This is a genomic window from Vibrio sp. 811 (assembly GCF_033339195.1).
Window position 1 is genome coordinate 255,581 of sequence record NZ_JAWOUB010000001.1, and the last position, 18,361, is coordinate 273,941.

Sequence of the window (18,361 nt, forward strand, 5' to 3'; positions counted from 1 at the left end):
CAAGTTCAAAAATTAGTAATAATTCCTCCTAACTTTGAGACTTTGAGCCTAACGAGAAATGTAACAACTTGCATACAAGTCACTTGGCTATATTGTACACATACTATATATCGAAGAAAGGAGGTTTAACGATGGTTAGAGGTTATAGTGAACAGACTCTAAAAGCCGAACCTGTAGTTCAATTGGCGGTACTGACAGGCTTAGATGCCGATTTGAACTTCATCAGAAACAACAGAGAAAAGGTTTTGCCTATAATCACAGGTGTCATTTTGTATCGACAGCTCAATAGACGCGACCAAAGAAAAGTCCTTGAGCAGGCACAGGCTTTAGGGAATTCGAAATTTTTCGGTAAGATTCAAATGCTGGTAGCGCAAAGTATTGCCAAGCCAATGTGGAACCCTTGGAGCCTATCAGATGGTGAGCTGCGCCAGTATTTTAATACTCATAAAGCAGTTGCAAATTTCCTTTCTACATGGTTTATCACCATCGATATTAAACTTGAGGTCGGCTTTATGGCAGCTGTTATATACGCACTATCAAAAGGTCAAGGGGCTGCATTGATTAAAGAAATGGCTTCAGTGCACATCGCTGAAGAGACTTTCAAAAAACTCAGCCTCTCATCAACTGCACAACAAGCTGGCGCGAGAGCATTTTTTGTAGCTGTTATTCTCGCTAGTGTACTCAAAGGCTTTAACGAGGCAGATGCGCTAGCTGCAAAGAAAGAGTTGTTACGACGTAACATGCTTGGAATAGAGGATTTGTAAGCTATGTTTTGGATACTGGGTCTTTTAGTTTCCTTGTTTATCATGTACTCGGATTACGCGCATTACTTCTATACCAAGCGACATGGAAAGAAATCTAGGGTTTCTCGCTTATTTAGCTTGTTGATCACGGTAACGCTTCCTATGATTGCGACTACCGAGATTTTGAACGATCTTAATGTAGAGAAAACCAGCTACCAAGTGTGTGTAGTTTTAGTCTCAGCTTTAGTTGGCCTTCTGGTCTGCTTGTCGGAACAGTATCGTTTTAAGTCAGAAAGAGATTAGTGGTATCGGGTTGTCCAGCTATCACCAAAGGCATCAAATTGGTGCCTATTTTATTATTGGTTTATTAATAACTGATCTGGCGAGTAAGGCCGGTTCGAATATCTTCTAACGTTCACCCTCGAGCACGAGACCGCTATCATGACTTCTTTAATGAAAAAAAGAGAGCCTTTTGACTCGGGGATTTAGAGCTCTTGGACGTCTGAATGCGCATAGTTCATACCCTCTATTGAGACGTCGGAATTATTCGCTGTACCGTGATAGAAAATTATTTATGTATTGAAACACATATACCTTGCTCGTGAATATCTAGCCGTCTCGGACATCTCAAATCTAACCTCAACTTATATCCAAATGAATTTGTAGTTTGTATCACCAACTGCTCATAGTTTATTTAACAATTAACAACGAGTTCATGGGGAGCTAATACAAAAAAGAGCGCCGATTGACGCTCTTTCCGAACTTTAATAGATAACCAATTATGCAGTCTCTGCTTCACCTATCCAATGATAATGGTGGTTGGCTTTTTTCCCCACTAAACCGAGCTCTGCCAATTCTTCAAATACCTTGTCTACCTCTTCCGCAGACAGCCTAAACTGTTTAGCAACGGCTTTTTTGGTGCACGTAATTTGATGCGTTTTAAGCGCATCGCTAACTTGCTCTAACAAGGTTTTCGGTTCCTTTGGTTCTTCTGGCTCCGGCGCTACTGGTATTTCTTGCTCTTCTTCCTCTTTTATATGAGGAAGATAACCCGCAGGCGCTGGGTCTATATCGCGAACTGTTTTCAATATCATGCCCTCATTTCTGCGATAGAAATATCGGAACCGTTGCTCTTCACCAATCAAGCCAACAAAAAATGCAGCAAAGAAGTCCAAAAGAATCGAAAGAAATACAACCAAGCCAAGCTGAGCTTGTTGAGAGGTGGTACCAAATGCGTTGGCTAGGCTATCAATCAAACCAATCACTGAGCCTTGCGTGACCGGCGGTAAACTATCACGCTCCATAGCCAAGCGTTGCTGCTCTTCACGTAAGGCTTTGTTTTGATCCTGAATGCGAGTTACACCAGTCGCGATACGCTCCATCTCGATGTATTTCTGCGCTGCCATATTGTTGAGCTCAATCTGCTTATCGATTGCCGCAATCTGACGATTAAACGCTTCCACTTTCGCCTGCTCTAACGAAATATGACTTTGTGCACTATTGGTTGCACTATTAATCCCACCAATACTACCGCCAATGGAAATCGCAGCTAAGACTAAATAAAACACGAGAGCGGTTGCGGCTCCTGTGTAGTTGCGATGGGCTCGGCGCTCACCGTATTCATACCAAGCGTAAAATTTACCCGCTTCAAAAATGATCGCTAAACCACCAAATAAGGTTTGCATCATCGGGTTTTCGTCGATCGACAAAAACAGCAATAGAGAAAAAATAGTCGATGCTAAAATCGCAGCACCGGTGAATGCATATACACTCACCATGGCAAATCGACCTTTAGGGTATCGATATCCAATCTGTTGTTCGTATTTCATTTGAGAAATTTCTTAAGATTAATCGCCCCTCCGACTAAGTAGGACGGACGTTTCTGGCATATACAAAGGAGCGCAGAATACCGTATCCTTTATTAAATTACTGTCATAATTCCGTTAATGGAAAACAAGTGAAGATTCGGTGTGCATTTTGAATCGATATCAGCCAAATCTAGCACGTAAAAACACCACCACGACACCCACTAACCGAAGCTTCAGTGACATATAAGAGAGATTAATTCGGTATCTTCAGAAGCGACTAAGCAAGACTGACAAGTTGAATTGGAGGTTGTGAATGTCAGCCGAATCAAGACATTAAAGCGTTAAAAATAGGCAACAAAACAAATAATGCACACTTGCATCACCTTTTAGTAAACTGATAATTACATTGTTTGGTTAATTTGTTAGTATCCCGCGCCGAAGAAGATAAGCACTCAATTGTATGGAAAACACTCTAATACAGCACAAACACCATCGCTTGCACGCTATTGCGGTTATTATCGCGGTGTTGTTTCAGTTGTATTTAGCGTCCACAGCCGCTCTTAATCCTACACAAGTTCACAGCACAACTTGGCTCAACAAAGTCCAAAGTGAAAAGGTTTTACTGTGTACCGCAGATGGTTTCAAATGGGTGGATATCAATACGTTGATTGAGGCTAACGCTCAATCTTCTTCTAAGCTCATCCAAGATCTTAACTTACACGACGGCTTCCAGTTTGAATGCCCGCTTCTTCAAGCTGTTCAATTCTTTCTTTTGGTTGCGATTGGGCTTTACCTGACAACCATCCATTGGCTGCGCCGAGTAAAGTATGCACTGACGACTTATCACTTTTCAAAATGCGATAAGCTCGTTTACAAACACATCGCGCCTAAGCACTCTCCGCCGAGTGTTTTTCCTGCCTAACAGGCATCTAATCATTGACAACTTTATTCAAAAATAACGATGACTCTGTTTGTTGTCCATTCAGAGAAGCTATTCATTCAAAAGGAAAAACACATGCTTAAATCATTTAAAACCGCCGCTATCGCGCTTATTGCTGTCATCGCTAGCCCACTGAGTTTAGCGCACGATTATGAAGCAGGAAAAATTCATATCGACCATCCATGGAGCCGAGAAGCGCCACCAAACGCACCTGTTATCGGTGGTTTTTTTCAACTAACCAACCACGGTGACAGTGAAGATACATTGATCGCAGCAGAAAGCCCTATCGCAGGGCATGTCGAAATTCACACGCATAAGAAAGAAGATGGTGTGATGAAAATGATTAAGATTGACGAAGTGCGCGTTCCAGCCAATGAGTCTGTGTTGTTTAAACCAGGCAGCTTCCATTTAATGATTTTTAACCCAACACAAACTCTTAAAGAGGGTGACCGCTTCCCTATGACATTAACCTTCAAAAACGCAGGTAAGGTTGAAGTGGAAATGGCGGTTGAGAAACAAGGCCACATGGAAAAACACATGCATCATTAATGACGCAAACAAAAGTGCCCGCTGATTTAGCGGGCATTTTTATCTCAGCTTAGTCAAAATCATTATCCAATAGGTCCTAACTCGACTCTTCAGAACAATGGTGATAAATAACGCTTGGCGAAACGGCGTCATATATCATAACAGCGTGCTCGGGCAAGAGATTCTAAATCACGCTCGTTCCTCGCTATTCAGAATGACCTTGAAAGACTTAAGATCCTAAAAAGGTTCCCTAACCGCTTAAAACTCAACCTCTCGACAAAGTTATCCAACCATCACTTGGCAAGCCTAAATGAAATCATAAGTTTGGCAACAAAGACCCACGGTTAATCGGCTTTCTTTCTACTTGCAACAAACCTCGGCCCAACGAGCTAAGCCCGCAGCTATAAGTTCAATTGTTTATATATCCCGATTATCCTGACTAGATACAAATCATGCACGACCGTAAAAGTCGATATATACCACTGGATGAGTCAGCATCTCAAGAAAGTACGTGATCGACTTCTCATTGTTGGTGTTTCTCTGTTTATTAAACTCATTTGTATTACAATAATACTCTATGTTAAATAAAAAATCCTTTCCAACTCTACAAACATGAGAGAACACCATTATGTCTACTAAAATTGCATTTATTTCTGGTGCTACTGGCGGTATCGGCTTCCAAGTGGCAAAGCGTCTTGGTCAGGATGGATACACGGTCATTCTAAACGGCATTGAAGATGAAAAAGGTTCGGAGTGTGTCTCCAAACTACATAACGCAGGAATTGAGGCTGAATACTACGGTTTTGACGTTACAGATGAACATGCCGTCGATGAAAACATCAATGCTATTGGTGAAAAATACGGCAAAATCGATGTTGTCGTTAATAACGCAGGTGGTCTTGGTGGTCGTAGTCCTATTGAAGGTATGGAAACTGATTTTTTCCGTAAAGTCATGGCTTTAAACCTCGATAGTGCATTCTTCGTATCACGCGCAGCGATTCCATTTCTAAGAAAGTCTGATAATGCATCAATTATCAACTTCACTTCAAACGCGGCTTGGAATGCAGGTGGTCCAGGTGCAGGTATTTACGGTACATCAAAAGCCGCCGTTCATACATTAACTCGCGCTTTAGCTAAAGAGTTAGCTCCGGCTGGAATTCGTGTCAATGCAGTATCTCCTGGCACTATCGATACACCATTCCATGCTCAAATCAAAGCAACCAAGCCTGAAGTATTTGCTTCTTGGGCAGACAGTATTATGCTTGGACGCCTAGGCCAGCCAGAGGAAGTCGCCTCTGCTATCTCTTTTCTGGTAAGTAAAGATGCATCATTCATTACCGCAGAAACACTGCAAATTGGTGGTGGTCAAGCTTTAGGCATTTAGTACCAATAAGTCTTTTTACCTATCAGTAAGTGCGCTTTAGTACTGATTTGATAACGGCCGCAGTATGTTTGTACTGCGGCTTATCCTTATACCACCTCGCCTTTCACCCCATCTGGAACGTTTCACCCATTTTTGGTATAGACAGTATTCCTCTAGCTGAAACAAAATCACTTGTATTACAATAAATCTTATTTTACGTTATTTAAGCCTCCTAAAGGATTTGTTCACGATAAAATGGAAGCGTGATGAATCCGCTTTTCTTATATACACTGATGAATAAAACCCCCACAAACCTTACTTACATCTCACTTTTAGAAAAAATTCATCCCAAGCCCGCTATGCTCATAATTTTCAATTGCAAAAGCCACAATAGTCATTATGATTACTAACAAGCAATATAATCATACAATAGTATTTTTGGAGTTAAAATGACTAAACCTATCATTGGTTTCATCGGCCTAGGCTTGATGGGCGGAAACATGGTTGAAAACCTACAGAAACGTGGTTACGAAGTTGCTGTAATGGACCTCAATAAAGATGCTGTTGACGCAGTACTAGCTCGTGGAAACGCTTCTGAAGCTTCTTCAGGTAAAGAGCTAGCAGAGAAAAGTGATATCGTGATGCTGTGCCTAACAACATCTGAAGTTGTCGAAAAAGTTGTTTACGGAGACACTGGTGTTCTAGCTGGCATGTCAGAAGGTAAAACACTCATCGACTTCGGTACATCTATTCCAGCTTCAACGAAGAAGATTGGCGCTGACCTTGCTAAGAAAGGGGCTGGTATGATTGATGCGCCTCTAGGTCGTACACCTGCCCACGCAAAAGATGGTTTACTGAACATCATGGCCGCAGGCGACGTCGAAACATTCAATAAGGTTAAGCCCGTACTGGACGATCAAGGTGAAAACGTATTCCACCTTGGCGCACTAGGCTCTGGTCACGTAACTAAGCTTGTGAATAACTTTATGGGTATGACAACCGTAGCAACCATGTCTCAGGCATTTGCTGTTGCTAAACGTGCTGGTGTTGATGGTCAACAATTATTCGACATCATGTCTGCAGGACCATCAAACTCACCATTTATGCAATTCTGTAAGTTTTACGCCGTAGATGGCGAAGAAAAACTAGGCTTCTCTGTCGCAAACGCAAACAAAGACCTCGGTTACTTCCTTGCTCTATGCGAAGAGCTTGGTACAACTTCCCTAATTGCAGAGGGCACTTCTAAGAGTCTACAAGCGGCAGTTGATAAAGGCCTTGGTCAAAATGACGTTCCAGTCATCTTCGACTACTTTGCAGAGCTAGAAGCTTAGTCACACTCAGTTGCAACTATAAGCCCAGCAACCAATGTAGCTGGGCTTTTTTGTTTTTCCCAAACGCTCATCACTCCTTGATACCCTAGCCACTCCTTTAAAGTTTTGCAGGGCAGCCTCTTCCAATTCTCTTATATATTTTCCACTCACACTTCAAAACCTCTCTCCTATTTCTGGCGTACGCCTCATTAAAGCTACGTCTGGTTTAATGCTTTTTCTTTGCTAAGAAGGCACACATATTTATTTAAATAGACAAAGCATCAGGTTTGGGGTGTAAAGTGTAAACACGGCATGCAAAGAAAGTTAGATTGCTTTTTCGCTTTAGGCTGACGACTCTAATGTGAATATAGTCGCACCTTATTGGGAGTTCCCCAATACAACGAATAACAACAAACGATGCGCCACGCTTTCTCAGTCAGCTTGATCAAAAAATCCCACGGCTTTAACACCGCGGGATTTTTCATTGAGAGTCTTTAACTTTGGTTAGCTTTTCGCGTTAGCTAACTTTGGGCTTTTAGGCCCTCGGGCTGCGTTCACCAATAGAACACCCACCGAGAGAACAATCGCACCACACAAGATAAAGAGTAGTCGACCAGATGGTTCATTTGGAATTAGAGCCATAGCTAGGATACCGAAGCCCGCTACGCTGATAAGCTTACCAAGCATGCCGCGCTGTTTTGTATCTAGGTTCTGCTGCTCTTCGCTGTCAGCCACAAGTGGCGTATTCCAGTTCTCGAACAATTGGTCCACTTCTTTCTCACGTTCAGGTGATAGACCTTTGTAGAAGCGCGTTGTCAGCAAGAAGAAACCACCGGTGAAGATAACGTGTGCCGCTAAGCTCAAGCCAACTTTCAGATCTGCCCACTCACGTCCTGTAAACGCTTGCTCTAGACCGAATAGGCGCTCTACATCTTCTGCTTGTAGTGAGATACCGAAGATGTAAGAAACAAAGCCACCAACAACCAGTGTTGCCCAACCAGCCCAATCCGGCGTCTTACGAATCCACATACCAAGTAGTACAGGAATCAGCATTGGGAAGCCAATTAATGCACCGACGTTCAGTACGATATCGAACAGGCTCAAGTGACGTAGTGAGTTAATGAATAGACCGATACCAATGATGATGAAGCCCATCACGATAGTCGTTGCTTTACTCACGATAACCAGTTCTTTTTGCGACGCTTGTGGACGCACAATCGGGCTGTAGAAGTTCATCACAAAGATGCCCGCGTTACGGTTAAGACCAGAGTCCATTGAAGACATGGTCGCCGCAAACATTGCTGACATCAGAAGACCCACCATACCTGCTGGCATTACGTTTTGTACGAATGCTAGGTATGCTGCATCACCACCTACTGAGCCGTATTGCTCTGCGAAATCAGGCATAAATGCCGCAACGTACCAAGGTGGTAGGAACCAGATGATAGGACCAACAATCATCAGCACACATGCAAGACCTGCAGCTTTACGTGCGTTTTCACTGTCTTTTGCACATAAGTAGCGGTAAGCGTTGATGCTATTGTTCATGACACCGAACTGTTTAACAAAGATGAAGACAACCCAAAGGATAAAGATACTGAAGTAGTTCAGGTTGTTACCCAGCATGAAGTCGCCGTGGAAGTTCGACACGATGTTGCCAATACCGCCACCATGGAAGTATGCCGCCACCGCACAAGTGATCGTCACTGCCATGATAACCAGCATCTGCATAAAGTCAGATGCAACAACCGCCCAAGAGCCGCCTGTTACCGCCATTAGCATTAGCACTAAGCCCGTAACGATGATGGTCGCTTCCATAGGAATGTTGAAGACCGCTGCCACGAAAATCGCAAGACCATTCAACCAAATACCGGCCGAGATCAAGCTGTCTGGCATACCAGCCCAAGTGAAGAACTGCTCTGAAGTCTTACCAAAACGTTGACGAATTGCTTCAATCGCCGTCACTACACGTAGTTGGCGGAACTTTGGAGCAAAATAGAGGTAGTTCATAAAGTAGCCAAACGCGTTGGCTAAGAATAGGATTACAACAACGAAACCGTCGTTGAACGCGCGTCCTGCGGCACCTGTAAACGTCCATGCTGAAAATTGCGTCATGAAGGCGGTAGCACCTACCATCCACCATAACATCTTACCGCCCCCTCGGAAGTAGTCACTGGTCGAGGTAGTGAACTTACGGAACATCCAACCAATTGCAACTAAGAAGAAGAAGTAGGCAAGAACAACAAGAGTATCAATAGTCATTTTTTCAGCCTTTCAAGTTTGATCATTTTCTAACGTCTAGACTACTCTCCTCATAACTCTATTTGTACTACAATAAGTTTTAATTGTGATCTAAAGCATAAGTTATTCAACGAAAAAAACACGTCAAACCCCTTACTTTCTTAGACCAATGGCTTTCTAGGAGATAATTGCCATTCAGAACACCTCAATATATTGTAATACAAATCGTCTAATTGAAATTTATTAGAGTATGGAATATTTTTCTTCTTCGCGCTTTGTCTGAAGATCAAAAATGCGCGGCATTTCTTTGAAGGAAACGTAATGAGATGTTTCGAAAAAATTTGATAGAAAGTAGGATTTATATGAATGCGATTCTTAACTCTCGCCTCTTTCAAACTTTCAAACACAAAAAAGCGAGCACTGAGGCTCGCTTTTCATTCTTTCGCTAGTTTTATCGGGGTGTTACGACACTTATGCTACGTGAGCTACTGCGTCGCGAACCAGTGTCCCTAGTTCATCCCACTTACCTTCATCGATAAGTTTTGTTGGAACCATCCAAGTGCCGCCACATGCCAGTACTGAAGGGATAGACAGGTACTCGTCTACGTTACCTAGGCTCACGCCACCTGTTGGCATGAATTTCACTGGGTAAACCGCCGTTAATGCTTTAAGCATACCAACGCCGCCAGATGGCTCAGCAGGGAAGAACTTAAGTGTACGCAGACCCATTTCCATCGCTTGCTCAACAAGGCTTGGGTTGTTTACGCCAGGTACGATAGCCACACCTTTGTCTAGGCAGTATTGAACCGTGCGAGGGTTAAAGCCAGGGCTTACGATAAAGTCCACACCAGCTTCGATCGCTTGGTCAACTTGCTCGTTAGTTAGGATCGTACCTGCACCGATCAGCATTTCTGGGAACTCAGCGCGCATAGCACGAATCGCTTCTGCAGCACACTCTGTGCGGAACGTGATTTCAGCGCAAGGCATACCGTTTTCAACCAAAGTGCGGCCCAGTGGAATCGCATCTTCTGCTTTGTTGATGGCAATAACAGGAATTACTTTTAGGTTTGCTAATTGTTCGTTTAATGTCGTCATAAGAGTGTACTCGTCGTCGTTAACTTGAGTTCAATAAATCACTGCGGAGCGCCGATTACTCAACGCTCCGCAAAAGAATTACAAAGGAAGATCTGGCATCACTTCACGTGGAATGATGGCACCTTTATGTTGAATTACCGCGCCAGCCATACAGTGGCCAGAGTAAGCCGATTCCGCTGCATTGCCGCCAGTCAAACGCTTCGCCAAGAAGCCCGCACTGAAAGAATCACCAGCCGCTGTTGTATCAATCACGTTGTCGACTTTGTTTGGCGCCACGTATTGCGCTTCGCCATTCGCGACAACCAAGCAATCTTTGCTACCACGTTTGATGATGATTTCATCCACGCCCAGTGCAGAGGTTCTCTCGATGCACTGTTCTAGATGCTCGTCACCGTAAAGCATTTGCTCATCTTCAAATGTGAGCAGTGCGATATCCGTATGCTTAAGGATCTTAAGGTACCAAGACATGGCATTCTCGCGGCTTTCCCACAATTTAGGGCGGTAGTTGTTATCAAAAATAACCTTACCACCTTGTGCCTTGAAGCGCTCAAGGAAGCCAAACAATTGCGTCTTACCTTCTTCAGTAAGGATCGCTAATGTAATACCGCTCAAGTAAACCGCATCATACGAGTAAAGTTTGTCGACTAATAGCGGAGACTCGTTTTGCTCGAATAGGAACTTCGCGGCCGCTTCGTTACGCCAGTAGTGGAAGTAACGTTCGCCAGTTTCATCGGTTTCGATGTAATAGATACCTGGTTGCTTTTCTTTAACGGAAAGAACCAGACTAGTATCGATGCCCTCTTCTTGCCATGCTGATAGCATTTCTTGGCTAAAAGGATCGTTACCCAGAGCCGTTACATAGCTGGTTTTGATATCGTGAGCTTTGGTCAAACGAGATAAATACAGTGCGGTATTCAACGTATCACCACCGAATGACTGCTTTAGCTGACCTTCCTTTTTCTGTAGCTCAACCATACATTCGCCAATGACCGCGATGTTTAATGATTTCATGTTGTCACCTTAGCAACTGAGGTTGCGCTATAGATTATTTTAAGAAGTCTTCACGTGCTGGGTTGAAGATATCTAGAAGAATGCTGTCTTGCTCTAGTGCAACCGCACCGTGCATCATGTGCTTACGAGCAAAGTATGCATCGCCTTCTTTTAGTACTTTCTTCTCGCCTTCGATTTCTGCTTCAAAGCTGCCACGTACTACATAACCGATTTGATCGTGAATCTCGTGAGTATGTGGAGCGCCAATCGCGCCTTTGTCGAAACATAGGTGAACCGCCATTAGATCATCTGTGTAAGCAACAATTTTACGTTTGATACCGCCGCCTAGCTCTTCCCACGGGTTCTCATCTAATACAAAGAAAGAATTCATCGTCATACTCCTAAAAAGTCTCTATTAAAGCGAACCCTACGGCACTTCATTCTTAACCATGCTTTTATTAAAGGGTTCTCTTAAAAAAGCGTCGTATTGATAAAAGTGAAACGCGCAGCGAAAGGGTCTGCTGTCGAATTGGTAACGAGCATATCTGATCTATTTTAATTGTCATACAATATATCTAAAAATATGTGATATTCATCAAACGGTGCTCGTTAAAGCATTCCACTTAACGATTGATAACGCCGAAACATCAGTCACAACAAGGATTACCACAACAATACAAATCAATGGGTTAGCTAAATTCGCGTGATTTCACTCTCCCTTTTTGCCACAAAAACTACACCCAAACCTAATATTGTATTACTTTATAGAAAGTTTAAGAAAACAACACACTTCATCTGAGGGTGGTAAAGAAATGACTACACAACCGATTTTGTTGACTGAAGCAGAAGTCGAACTACTAAGAAAGGAAGTCGGAAAGCCGAGCTTAATGGGCAAATCCATTGAAGCGAATCGCAAGGAACTTGAAGCCTTCATGCGTCTGCCTCTAGACGTACCAGGTCACGGCGAAGCGGGTGGCTACGAGCACAACCGCCACAAACAAAACTATACCTACATGAACCTAGCGGGTCGTTTGTTCTTGATCACTCAAGAAGAAAAGTACGCGCAGTTCGTTAAAGATCTTCTCGCTATTTACGCAGAGAAGTACCTCACTTTTGATTTCCACGTACAGAAAAACACTAACCCAACAGGTCGTCTTTTCCACCAGATCCTTAATGAACACTGTTGGTTAATGTTTACTAGCCTTGCTTACTCTTGCGTGGCATCAGTGATGACAGAAGAAGAGCGCACAGCCGTTGTTGAGCGCATTTTCGAACCAATGCTAGACATGTTCACCGTGAAATACGCGCACGATTTCGACCGTATTCACAACCACGGTATCTGGGCAGTTGCGGCTGTTGGTATTTGTGGTCTAGCTATTGGCAAACCTGAATATCTAGAGATGTCGGTGTACGGTCAAGATCGTGATGATACCGGTGGCTTCCTAGCGCAAATCTCACAGTTGTTCGCACCTTCTGGTTACTACATGGAAGGTCCGTACTACCATCGTTATGCGATTCGTCCAACTTGTGTATTTGCAGAAGTAGTACACCGTCACATGCCTGAAGTAGACATCTACAACTACAAAGACAAAGTGATTGGCAACACAGTACAAGCGATGCTGGCAACGGCTTACCCGAATGGTGAGTTCCCTGCCCTAAACGATGCATCTCGTACCATGAGCATTACCGACATGGGTGTTCAAGTTGCAGTGAGCGTTTACAGCAAACACTACGGTATGGATGACAACATCCTAGGCATGGCGAAGATTCAAAACGCCGTTTGGATGCACCCATGTGGTCTTGAGCTTTCTCAAGCTTACGATAAAGCCATCGCAGACCGTGAAATCGGCATGCCTTTCTGGCCAAGTGTGGAGCTCAACGAAGGTCCAACTGGTAACAACGGAGCACAAGGCTTTATCCGTATGCAGGATAAAACCGGTGATGTGTCACAGCTTGTGATGAACTACGGTCAACACGGCATGGGACATGGTAACTTCGATACGCTTGGCATTACCTTCTTCAACCGTGGTCAAGAAGTGCTGCGTGAATACGGCTTCTGTCGCTGGGTAAACGTTGAGCCTAAATTCGGCGGTCGTTACCTAGACGAAAACAAATCGTACGCACGTCAAACTATCGCGCACAACGCGGTAACGATTGATGAGCAATGTCAGAATGGTTTCGATGTAGACCGCGCTGATTCAGTGCACGGTTTGCCTCACTTCTTTAAAGTAGAAGGCACTGAAATCAACGGTATGAGCGCGTTTGCGAACGACCATTACCCGAACACAGACATGCAGCGCAGTGTGTTCATGCTTAACCTAGATGAGCTTGAAGCACCGCTATTGCTAGACCTTTACCGCATCGAAGGTGAAGGCGGGCATCAGTACGACTACTCTCATCAATACGATGGTCAAATCGTACGTACTAACTTCGATTACCAAACCTTTGGTGAACTGAGCACGCTTGGCGATGACTTCGGTTACCAACACCTTTGGAAAGTAGCAAGCGGCAAAGTGCAAGATACGGCGCTGGTTAGCTGGCTACAAAACAACACCTACTACACTTGGTTAGGCACAAGCAGCAGCGCGAAACAAAACGGTGATAATGAAGTAATCTTCACTCGCACTGGCGCCAATGACCCAAGCTTTAACCTACGTAGCGAACCGGCATTCATTCTACGCAGCAAGGGAGAATCGACGTTATTTGCTTCTGTGCTAGAAACACACGGCTACTTCAACGAAGAGTTTGAGCAGTCTGTGAATGCACGTGGTCAGGTGAAAGATATCCGCGTCGTGGGTTACAACGCCGTTGGCAGCATCGTAGAAATCACGACTGAAAAATCACTAGTTACTGTGATGATCAGCAATGTGCTAGGCGCTGACGACCAAACCCCACACCAAGTAGAATTGAACGGTAAAACCTACAGCTGGAATGGCTTCTACTCTCTAGAAGTAAACGCATTCGGGCAGGAGAAATAATAATGAGCTACCAAACCCAGTCTTACCAACCGCTATTAATGAACTTTGAAGAAGCGGCAGAACTAAGCAAAGCACTTGGCACGGATAGCCTATTAGGAAATGCATTAGCACGTGACATCAAACAAACTGACGCTTACATGGCCGAGGTGGGTATTGAAGTTCCAGGTCACGGCGAAGGTGGCGGTTACGAGCATAACCGTCACAAGCAAAACTACATCCACATTGATCTAGCGGGTCGCCTATTCCTTATCACTGGCGAACAGAAATACCGCGATTACATCGTGGACATGCTAACGGCTTACGCGAAGGTTTACCCGACGCTAGAAAGCAACACCAGCCGTGACTCTAATCCTCCGGGTAAGATCTTCCACCAAACTCTGAACGAGAACATGTGGATGCTATACGCGTCTTGTGCGTACAGCTGCATTTACCACACGTTGGAAGAAGAGCAAAAAACACTGATTGAAAACGACCTGTTCAAACAAATGATTGAGCTGTTCGTAGTCACTTACGGTCACGACTTCGACATCGTACACAACCACGGTCTGTGGGCAGTAGCTGCAGTAGGTATCTGTGGTTACGCGATTAACGATCAAGATGCAGTCGACAAAGCGCTTTACGGCTTGAAACTGGATAAAGTTAGCGGCGGCTTCCTAGCTCAGTTAGACCAACTGTTCTCACCAGATGGCTACTACATGGAAGGTCCTTACTACCACCGTTTCTCGCTGCGTCCAATCTACCTATTCGCAGAAGCGATTGAACGTCGTCAGCCTGAGCTTGGTATTTACGAGTTCAACGACTCGGTCATCAAGACCACGTCTTACGCAGTATTTAAGACGGCATTCCCAGATGGTACTTTGCCAGCACTGAACGATTCATCGAAGACGATTTCGATCAATGATGAAGGCGTAATCATGGCAACGTCAGTATGTTTCCACCGTTACGAGCAGTCTGAAACGCTACTTGGTATGGCAGACCACCAGCAAGACGTTTGGGTTCATATCTCAGGCAAAACATTGTCTGACGCGGTTGCAGCCGCAGACAACATCAAACCATTCAACTGGGGTAGCCTATTCGTAACTGACGGTCCAGAAGGTGAAAAAGGCGGCGTAAGCATTCTTCGTCACCGTGACGAGCAAGACGACGACACAATGGCGCTTATCTGGTTTGGTCAACACGGCAGCGATCATCAGTACCACTCAGCGCTAGACCACGGTCACTACGATGGTCTGCACCTGAGCGTATTTAACCGCGGTCATGAAGTGCTGCACGATTACGGCTTTGGTCGCTGGGTAAACGTTGAGCCTAAATTTGGCGGTCGTTACATCCCAGAGAACAAGTCTTACTGTAAGCAGACAGTCGCGCACAACACAGTAACGGTTGACCAAAAGACGCAAAACAACTTCGACACAGCGTTAGCAGAAACCAAGTTCGGTTCTAAGCACTTCTTCAAAGCTGATGACGAAAAACTGCAAGGCATGAGCGGTCGTATTTCTGGTTACTACAACGGTGTAGACATGCAGCGCAGCATCATTCTTGCTGAGTTGCCAGAATTCGAAAAACCACTTGTGATTGATGTTTACCGCATCGAAGCAGATCAAGAGCACCAATACGACCTGCCAGTGCACTACTCTGGTCAAATCATCCGTACGGACTTTGAATACGACGTAGAAAGTACGCTGCGTCCAATGGGCGAAGACAACGGTTACCAACATCTATGGAATGTAGGTTCAGGCCAAGTTCAAGGCAGCTCGCTTGTTAGTTGGTTGCACGACAACAGTTACTACTCGCTAATCACAAGCGCAACAAACGGTGGCAAAGTGTTCTTCACTCGCACTGGCGCAAATGATCCAGACTTCAACTTGAAGAGCGAGCCTGCACTGATCCTACGTCAATCTGGTCAGAACCACGTGTTTGCTTCTGTGCTAGAGACACACGGTTACTTCAACGAGTCTATCGAAGCATCGGTTGGCGCTCGTGGCCTAGTAGAGTCAGTAACCGTCATTGGCAACAACGAAGTGGGTACCGTGATTCGTCTGCAAACTACCACAGGCAACGCTTACCACTTCGCTATCTGCAATCTAGACGAAGACAAGCAAAACGCGGCACATCGCGTTGAGTTCGACGGTGTGACTTACACTTGGGAAGGCGCATTCGCACAAATTTAATCTTTAGCTAGTCACTAAAAATTAATGTAAAAATCGGGAACTAATTCAAAGCCGGACGTCATGTTCGGCTTTTTTTGATTGTTTACATGACTCTACATGAGCTTATCAATTAGCGTTTAATCATAGTAAAACCGTTAATAACTCTTAGGAAAAACAGACATAACTTAACCTTACGCCTTATCAAAGACACCACTTATAGATATAGAACTCTTCTGAGATTTAATTAACACTTTTACTATTTAACTTATGACTAAACTACTCCCCAATAACACTAAAATGATATTGTATTACAAATATTAAATGGTGTAAGAGACGTACTACTGTGTTTATAAAATCAACTAAATTGCTTCTAATAAGCTTCTCTGGGCTTGGATTAATAGGGTGTGGAGGAAATACCTCCCCTACAAGCCAAGATGATAAACCAAATATTCCACACCAAGAGCATGTAGCACCATACTCAATAGCAAAATTTCAAAACATATTGAGTAATTCAGATTTACAAGTATCAGATCCCAATAGGGAGGAGGGAAACAAAAACAGTGACGTCAAAAATGGAGCATTCTCGGATTATAAGAGTGACCACTTTTACGCAGAAAAGGATTCCAATTACCTTGTCTTTAAAATGTCGAACTACAAAATGCGCTCAGAAGTTCGTGAGCGAGAAAACTTTAACATTTCAGAACAAGGCGTCTTTAGAACTTTGTATGCAGATGTTCGATTACCAGAGATTAACCTTGCAATGGCTAGCTCCCCTGCAAACCACGATGAAGTCACTTTCCTGCAAATTCATAACAAAGGCACAGATACTTCTGGTATAGGTGCTATCCCACACCCTTTGTTACGGATCGTTTGGGAACAAGAACGAAACAGTATCACTGGTCATTACTGGGCGGTAGTAAAGAACAATGCCATAGATTGCAGTCTACCTTCTAGCGCATCAGATTGTTATGCAACATCATATGATCGTTATGATTTAGGAAAAGCCGATCTCAACGCATTCACGCGATTCGAAGTAAAAATCGGAGAAAACACATTAACCATTAAAGTGAACGATGAGCAAAAGGTAAATGTAGATGTATCCTACTGGCAGCACCTCCTGAGCTACTTTAAAGCCGGAGTTTACAACCAGTTTGAAAACGGTGAAGCAAAGGTACAATTTAAGCAGCTAGGACTAACCAAAACTGACCATACTGATTCAATAGCCTGGAATATTGACGATTGGAAATTAACCATTCCTGCAAGCAAAAATGATTGGTATGGTTTTGGCGGTGACAGCGCGGCTGAATTAGAGCCTGAGCGTTGTAATTCAAGTAAAGATCCTCTGTCTAACGAAGAGAGCGTTTACCAACGCGAGATTGATTTATCATACTTCAATGTTATTGACGGTAGCATGCATTTCCGTGCCGATATGGGTTACGGCACGTCAACGGCCAACTCCAGTTACATCCGTTCAGAGTTGCGAGAGCTCTACATCAGTACTAACTCCCCGGATTGCAGCACCAGCGATGAAGAGACAAGTTGGTATATTGAAGATAGTCGTACCGGTGCAACTTCGCATACGCTAAACGCAACACTAAGAATCAACGAATACCCTAAAATCGACGGTCAATTACCAAAAGTCGTGGTAGGCCAGATACATGGTTGGAAAATCAGCCAAGCACTCGTGAAGCTACTTTGGAAAGGTGACAATAAGCCAGTCCGAGTTATTCTGAACGATAACTACAAACTTGATAACAACAAAGACTGTACTGATTGCAACGCATTCAGTGTTAAGCTTGGTACCTACGCGGTAAACGAAGACTGGCAATATACGATCCGTGCCGATAAGGAAGGACTGTTTTTAGCCACCTACGATGCAGATGGCAGTAATATGGTCTCGCACACACTGAAGTGGGGAGAAGCATACTCAGACACCGCTAACAACAAGTCCTATACTCTTACTGAAAGATGGGCGTCGCCTGATATTGCGTTTTACTTCAAAGCCGGAATTTACCCTCAGTTTAAACCTGATAATGCATATCGAGGAGAAATCTTTGATGTGAGCTTTAGTGCTTTGAGCACTCTTCATCAATAGTCATTTCAATCTCTTAGCAATAGGCTTGCTACTTTGCTCTAAAGCAACGAACAAAGCTCATACTGCCGCCACGGGAAATTTATTTTCTCGTGGCCTCTTCTTTTAGAACACCACAATTCAACT

Annotated in this window: 14 protein-coding genes; 9 read left to right on the forward strand and 5 right to left on the reverse strand. The window is 44.0% G+C overall.

Annotated elements, in window-relative coordinates:
* Nucleotides 1-131: 131 nt before the first annotated feature.
* Nucleotides 132-764 (forward strand): hypothetical protein, encoded by a 633-nt coding sequence (locus tag R7Q46_RS01130; RefSeq protein WP_225473152.1) that lies wholly within the window; start codon nt 132-134, stop codon nt 762-764.
* 3 nt (nt 765-767) lie between these two features.
* The gene (locus R7Q46_RS01135; RefSeq protein WP_080996836.1) at nt 768-1,046 is read left to right on the forward strand and encodes a hypothetical protein; all 279 of its coding nucleotides are present in this window, start codon (nt 768-770) and stop codon (nt 1,044-1,046) included.
* Between the two features lie 476 nt (nt 1,047-1,522).
* Here R7Q46_RS01135 and R7Q46_RS01140 read toward each other — a convergent pair whose 3' ends face one another.
* Complete coding sequence (locus tag R7Q46_RS01140; protein WP_213871157.1) at nt 1,523-2,572, reverse strand: Preprotein translocase subunit SecY; 1,050 nt, start codon at nt 2,570-2,572, stop codon at nt 1,523-1,525.
* Nucleotides 2,573-3,011: 439 nt separating this feature from the next.
* Between R7Q46_RS01140 and R7Q46_RS01145 the strand changes: the two genes are divergently transcribed.
* The 4 genes from R7Q46_RS01145 to R7Q46_RS01160 all read left to right on the forward strand — a co-directional run bounded on the left by R7Q46_RS01145 (nt 3,012) and on the right by R7Q46_RS01160 (nt 6,713).
* Nucleotides 3,012-3,473, forward strand: a complete 462-nt coding sequence (locus tag R7Q46_RS01145) for a hypothetical protein (RefSeq protein ID WP_005388493.1) — start codon at nt 3,012-3,014, stop codon at nt 3,471-3,473.
* Nucleotides 3,474-3,566: 93 nt separating this feature from the next.
* On the forward strand, nt 3,567-4,040 hold the full coding sequence (locus tag R7Q46_RS01150) for a copper chaperone PCu(A)C (protein WP_085568981.1): 474 nt from the start codon (nt 3,567-3,569) through the stop codon (nt 4,038-4,040).
* Between the two features lie 607 nt (nt 4,041-4,647).
* The gene (locus R7Q46_RS01155; RefSeq protein WP_017821229.1) at nt 4,648-5,403 is read left to right on the forward strand and encodes an SDR family NAD(P)-dependent oxidoreductase; all 756 of its coding nucleotides are present in this window, start codon (nt 4,648-4,650) and stop codon (nt 5,401-5,403) included.
* A gap of 413 nt (nt 5,404-5,816) precedes the next feature.
* Nucleotides 5,817-6,713 carry an NAD(P)-dependent oxidoreductase gene (locus tag R7Q46_RS01160; protein WP_372051950.1) on the forward strand — a complete coding sequence of 299 codons (897 nt, stop codon included), beginning with the start codon at nt 5,817-5,819 and terminating at the stop codon, nt 6,711-6,713.
* 483 nt (nt 6,714-7,196) lie between these two features.
* Here R7Q46_RS01160 and R7Q46_RS01165 read toward each other — a convergent pair whose 3' ends face one another.
* The 4 genes from R7Q46_RS01165 to R7Q46_RS01180 all read right to left on the reverse strand — a co-directional run bounded on the left by R7Q46_RS01165 (nt 7,197) and on the right by R7Q46_RS01180 (nt 11,409).
* Nucleotides 7,197-8,954, reverse strand: a complete 1,758-nt coding sequence (locus R7Q46_RS01165) for a sodium:solute symporter family protein (RefSeq protein WP_005388503.1) — start codon at nt 8,952-8,954, stop codon at nt 7,197-7,199.
* 450 nt (nt 8,955-9,404) lie between these two features.
* Nucleotides 9,405-10,028, reverse strand: coding sequence for a bifunctional 4-hydroxy-2-oxoglutarate aldolase/2-dehydro-3-deoxy-phosphogluconate aldolase (locus R7Q46_RS01170; RefSeq protein WP_005388506.1), 624 nt, complete (start codon nt 10,026-10,028; stop codon nt 9,405-9,407).
* A 78-nt stretch (nt 10,029-10,106) separates the two neighbouring features.
* Nucleotides 10,107-11,039 (reverse strand): sugar kinase, encoded by a 933-nt coding sequence (locus R7Q46_RS01175; protein ID WP_005437155.1) that lies wholly within the window; start codon nt 11,037-11,039, stop codon nt 10,107-10,109.
* Nucleotides 11,040-11,073: 34 nt separating this feature from the next.
* Nucleotides 11,074-11,409, reverse strand: coding sequence for a cupin domain-containing protein (locus R7Q46_RS01180; RefSeq protein ID WP_005450851.1), 336 nt, complete (start codon nt 11,407-11,409; stop codon nt 11,074-11,076).
* 421 nt (nt 11,410-11,830) lie between these two features.
* Here R7Q46_RS01180 and R7Q46_RS01185 point away from each other — a divergent pair, with 421 nt between their 5' ends.
* The 3 genes from R7Q46_RS01185 to R7Q46_RS01195 all read left to right on the forward strand — a co-directional run bounded on the left by R7Q46_RS01185 (nt 11,831) and on the right by R7Q46_RS01195 (nt 18,238).
* Entirely contained in the window at nt 11,831-13,996 is a 2,166-nt protein-coding gene (locus R7Q46_RS01185; protein WP_213871158.1) for a heparinase II/III family protein, read from the forward strand.
* A gap of 2 nt (nt 13,997-13,998) precedes the next feature.
* Nucleotides 13,999-16,164, forward strand: coding sequence for a heparinase II/III family protein (locus R7Q46_RS01190; RefSeq protein WP_213871159.1), 2,166 nt, complete (start codon nt 13,999-14,001; stop codon nt 16,162-16,164).
* A gap of 322 nt (nt 16,165-16,486) precedes the next feature.
* Entirely contained in the window at nt 16,487-18,238 is a 1,752-nt protein-coding gene (locus R7Q46_RS01195) for a polysaccharide lyase family 7 protein (protein WP_213871160.1), read from the forward strand.
* Nucleotides 18,239-18,361 lie beyond the last annotated feature (123 nt).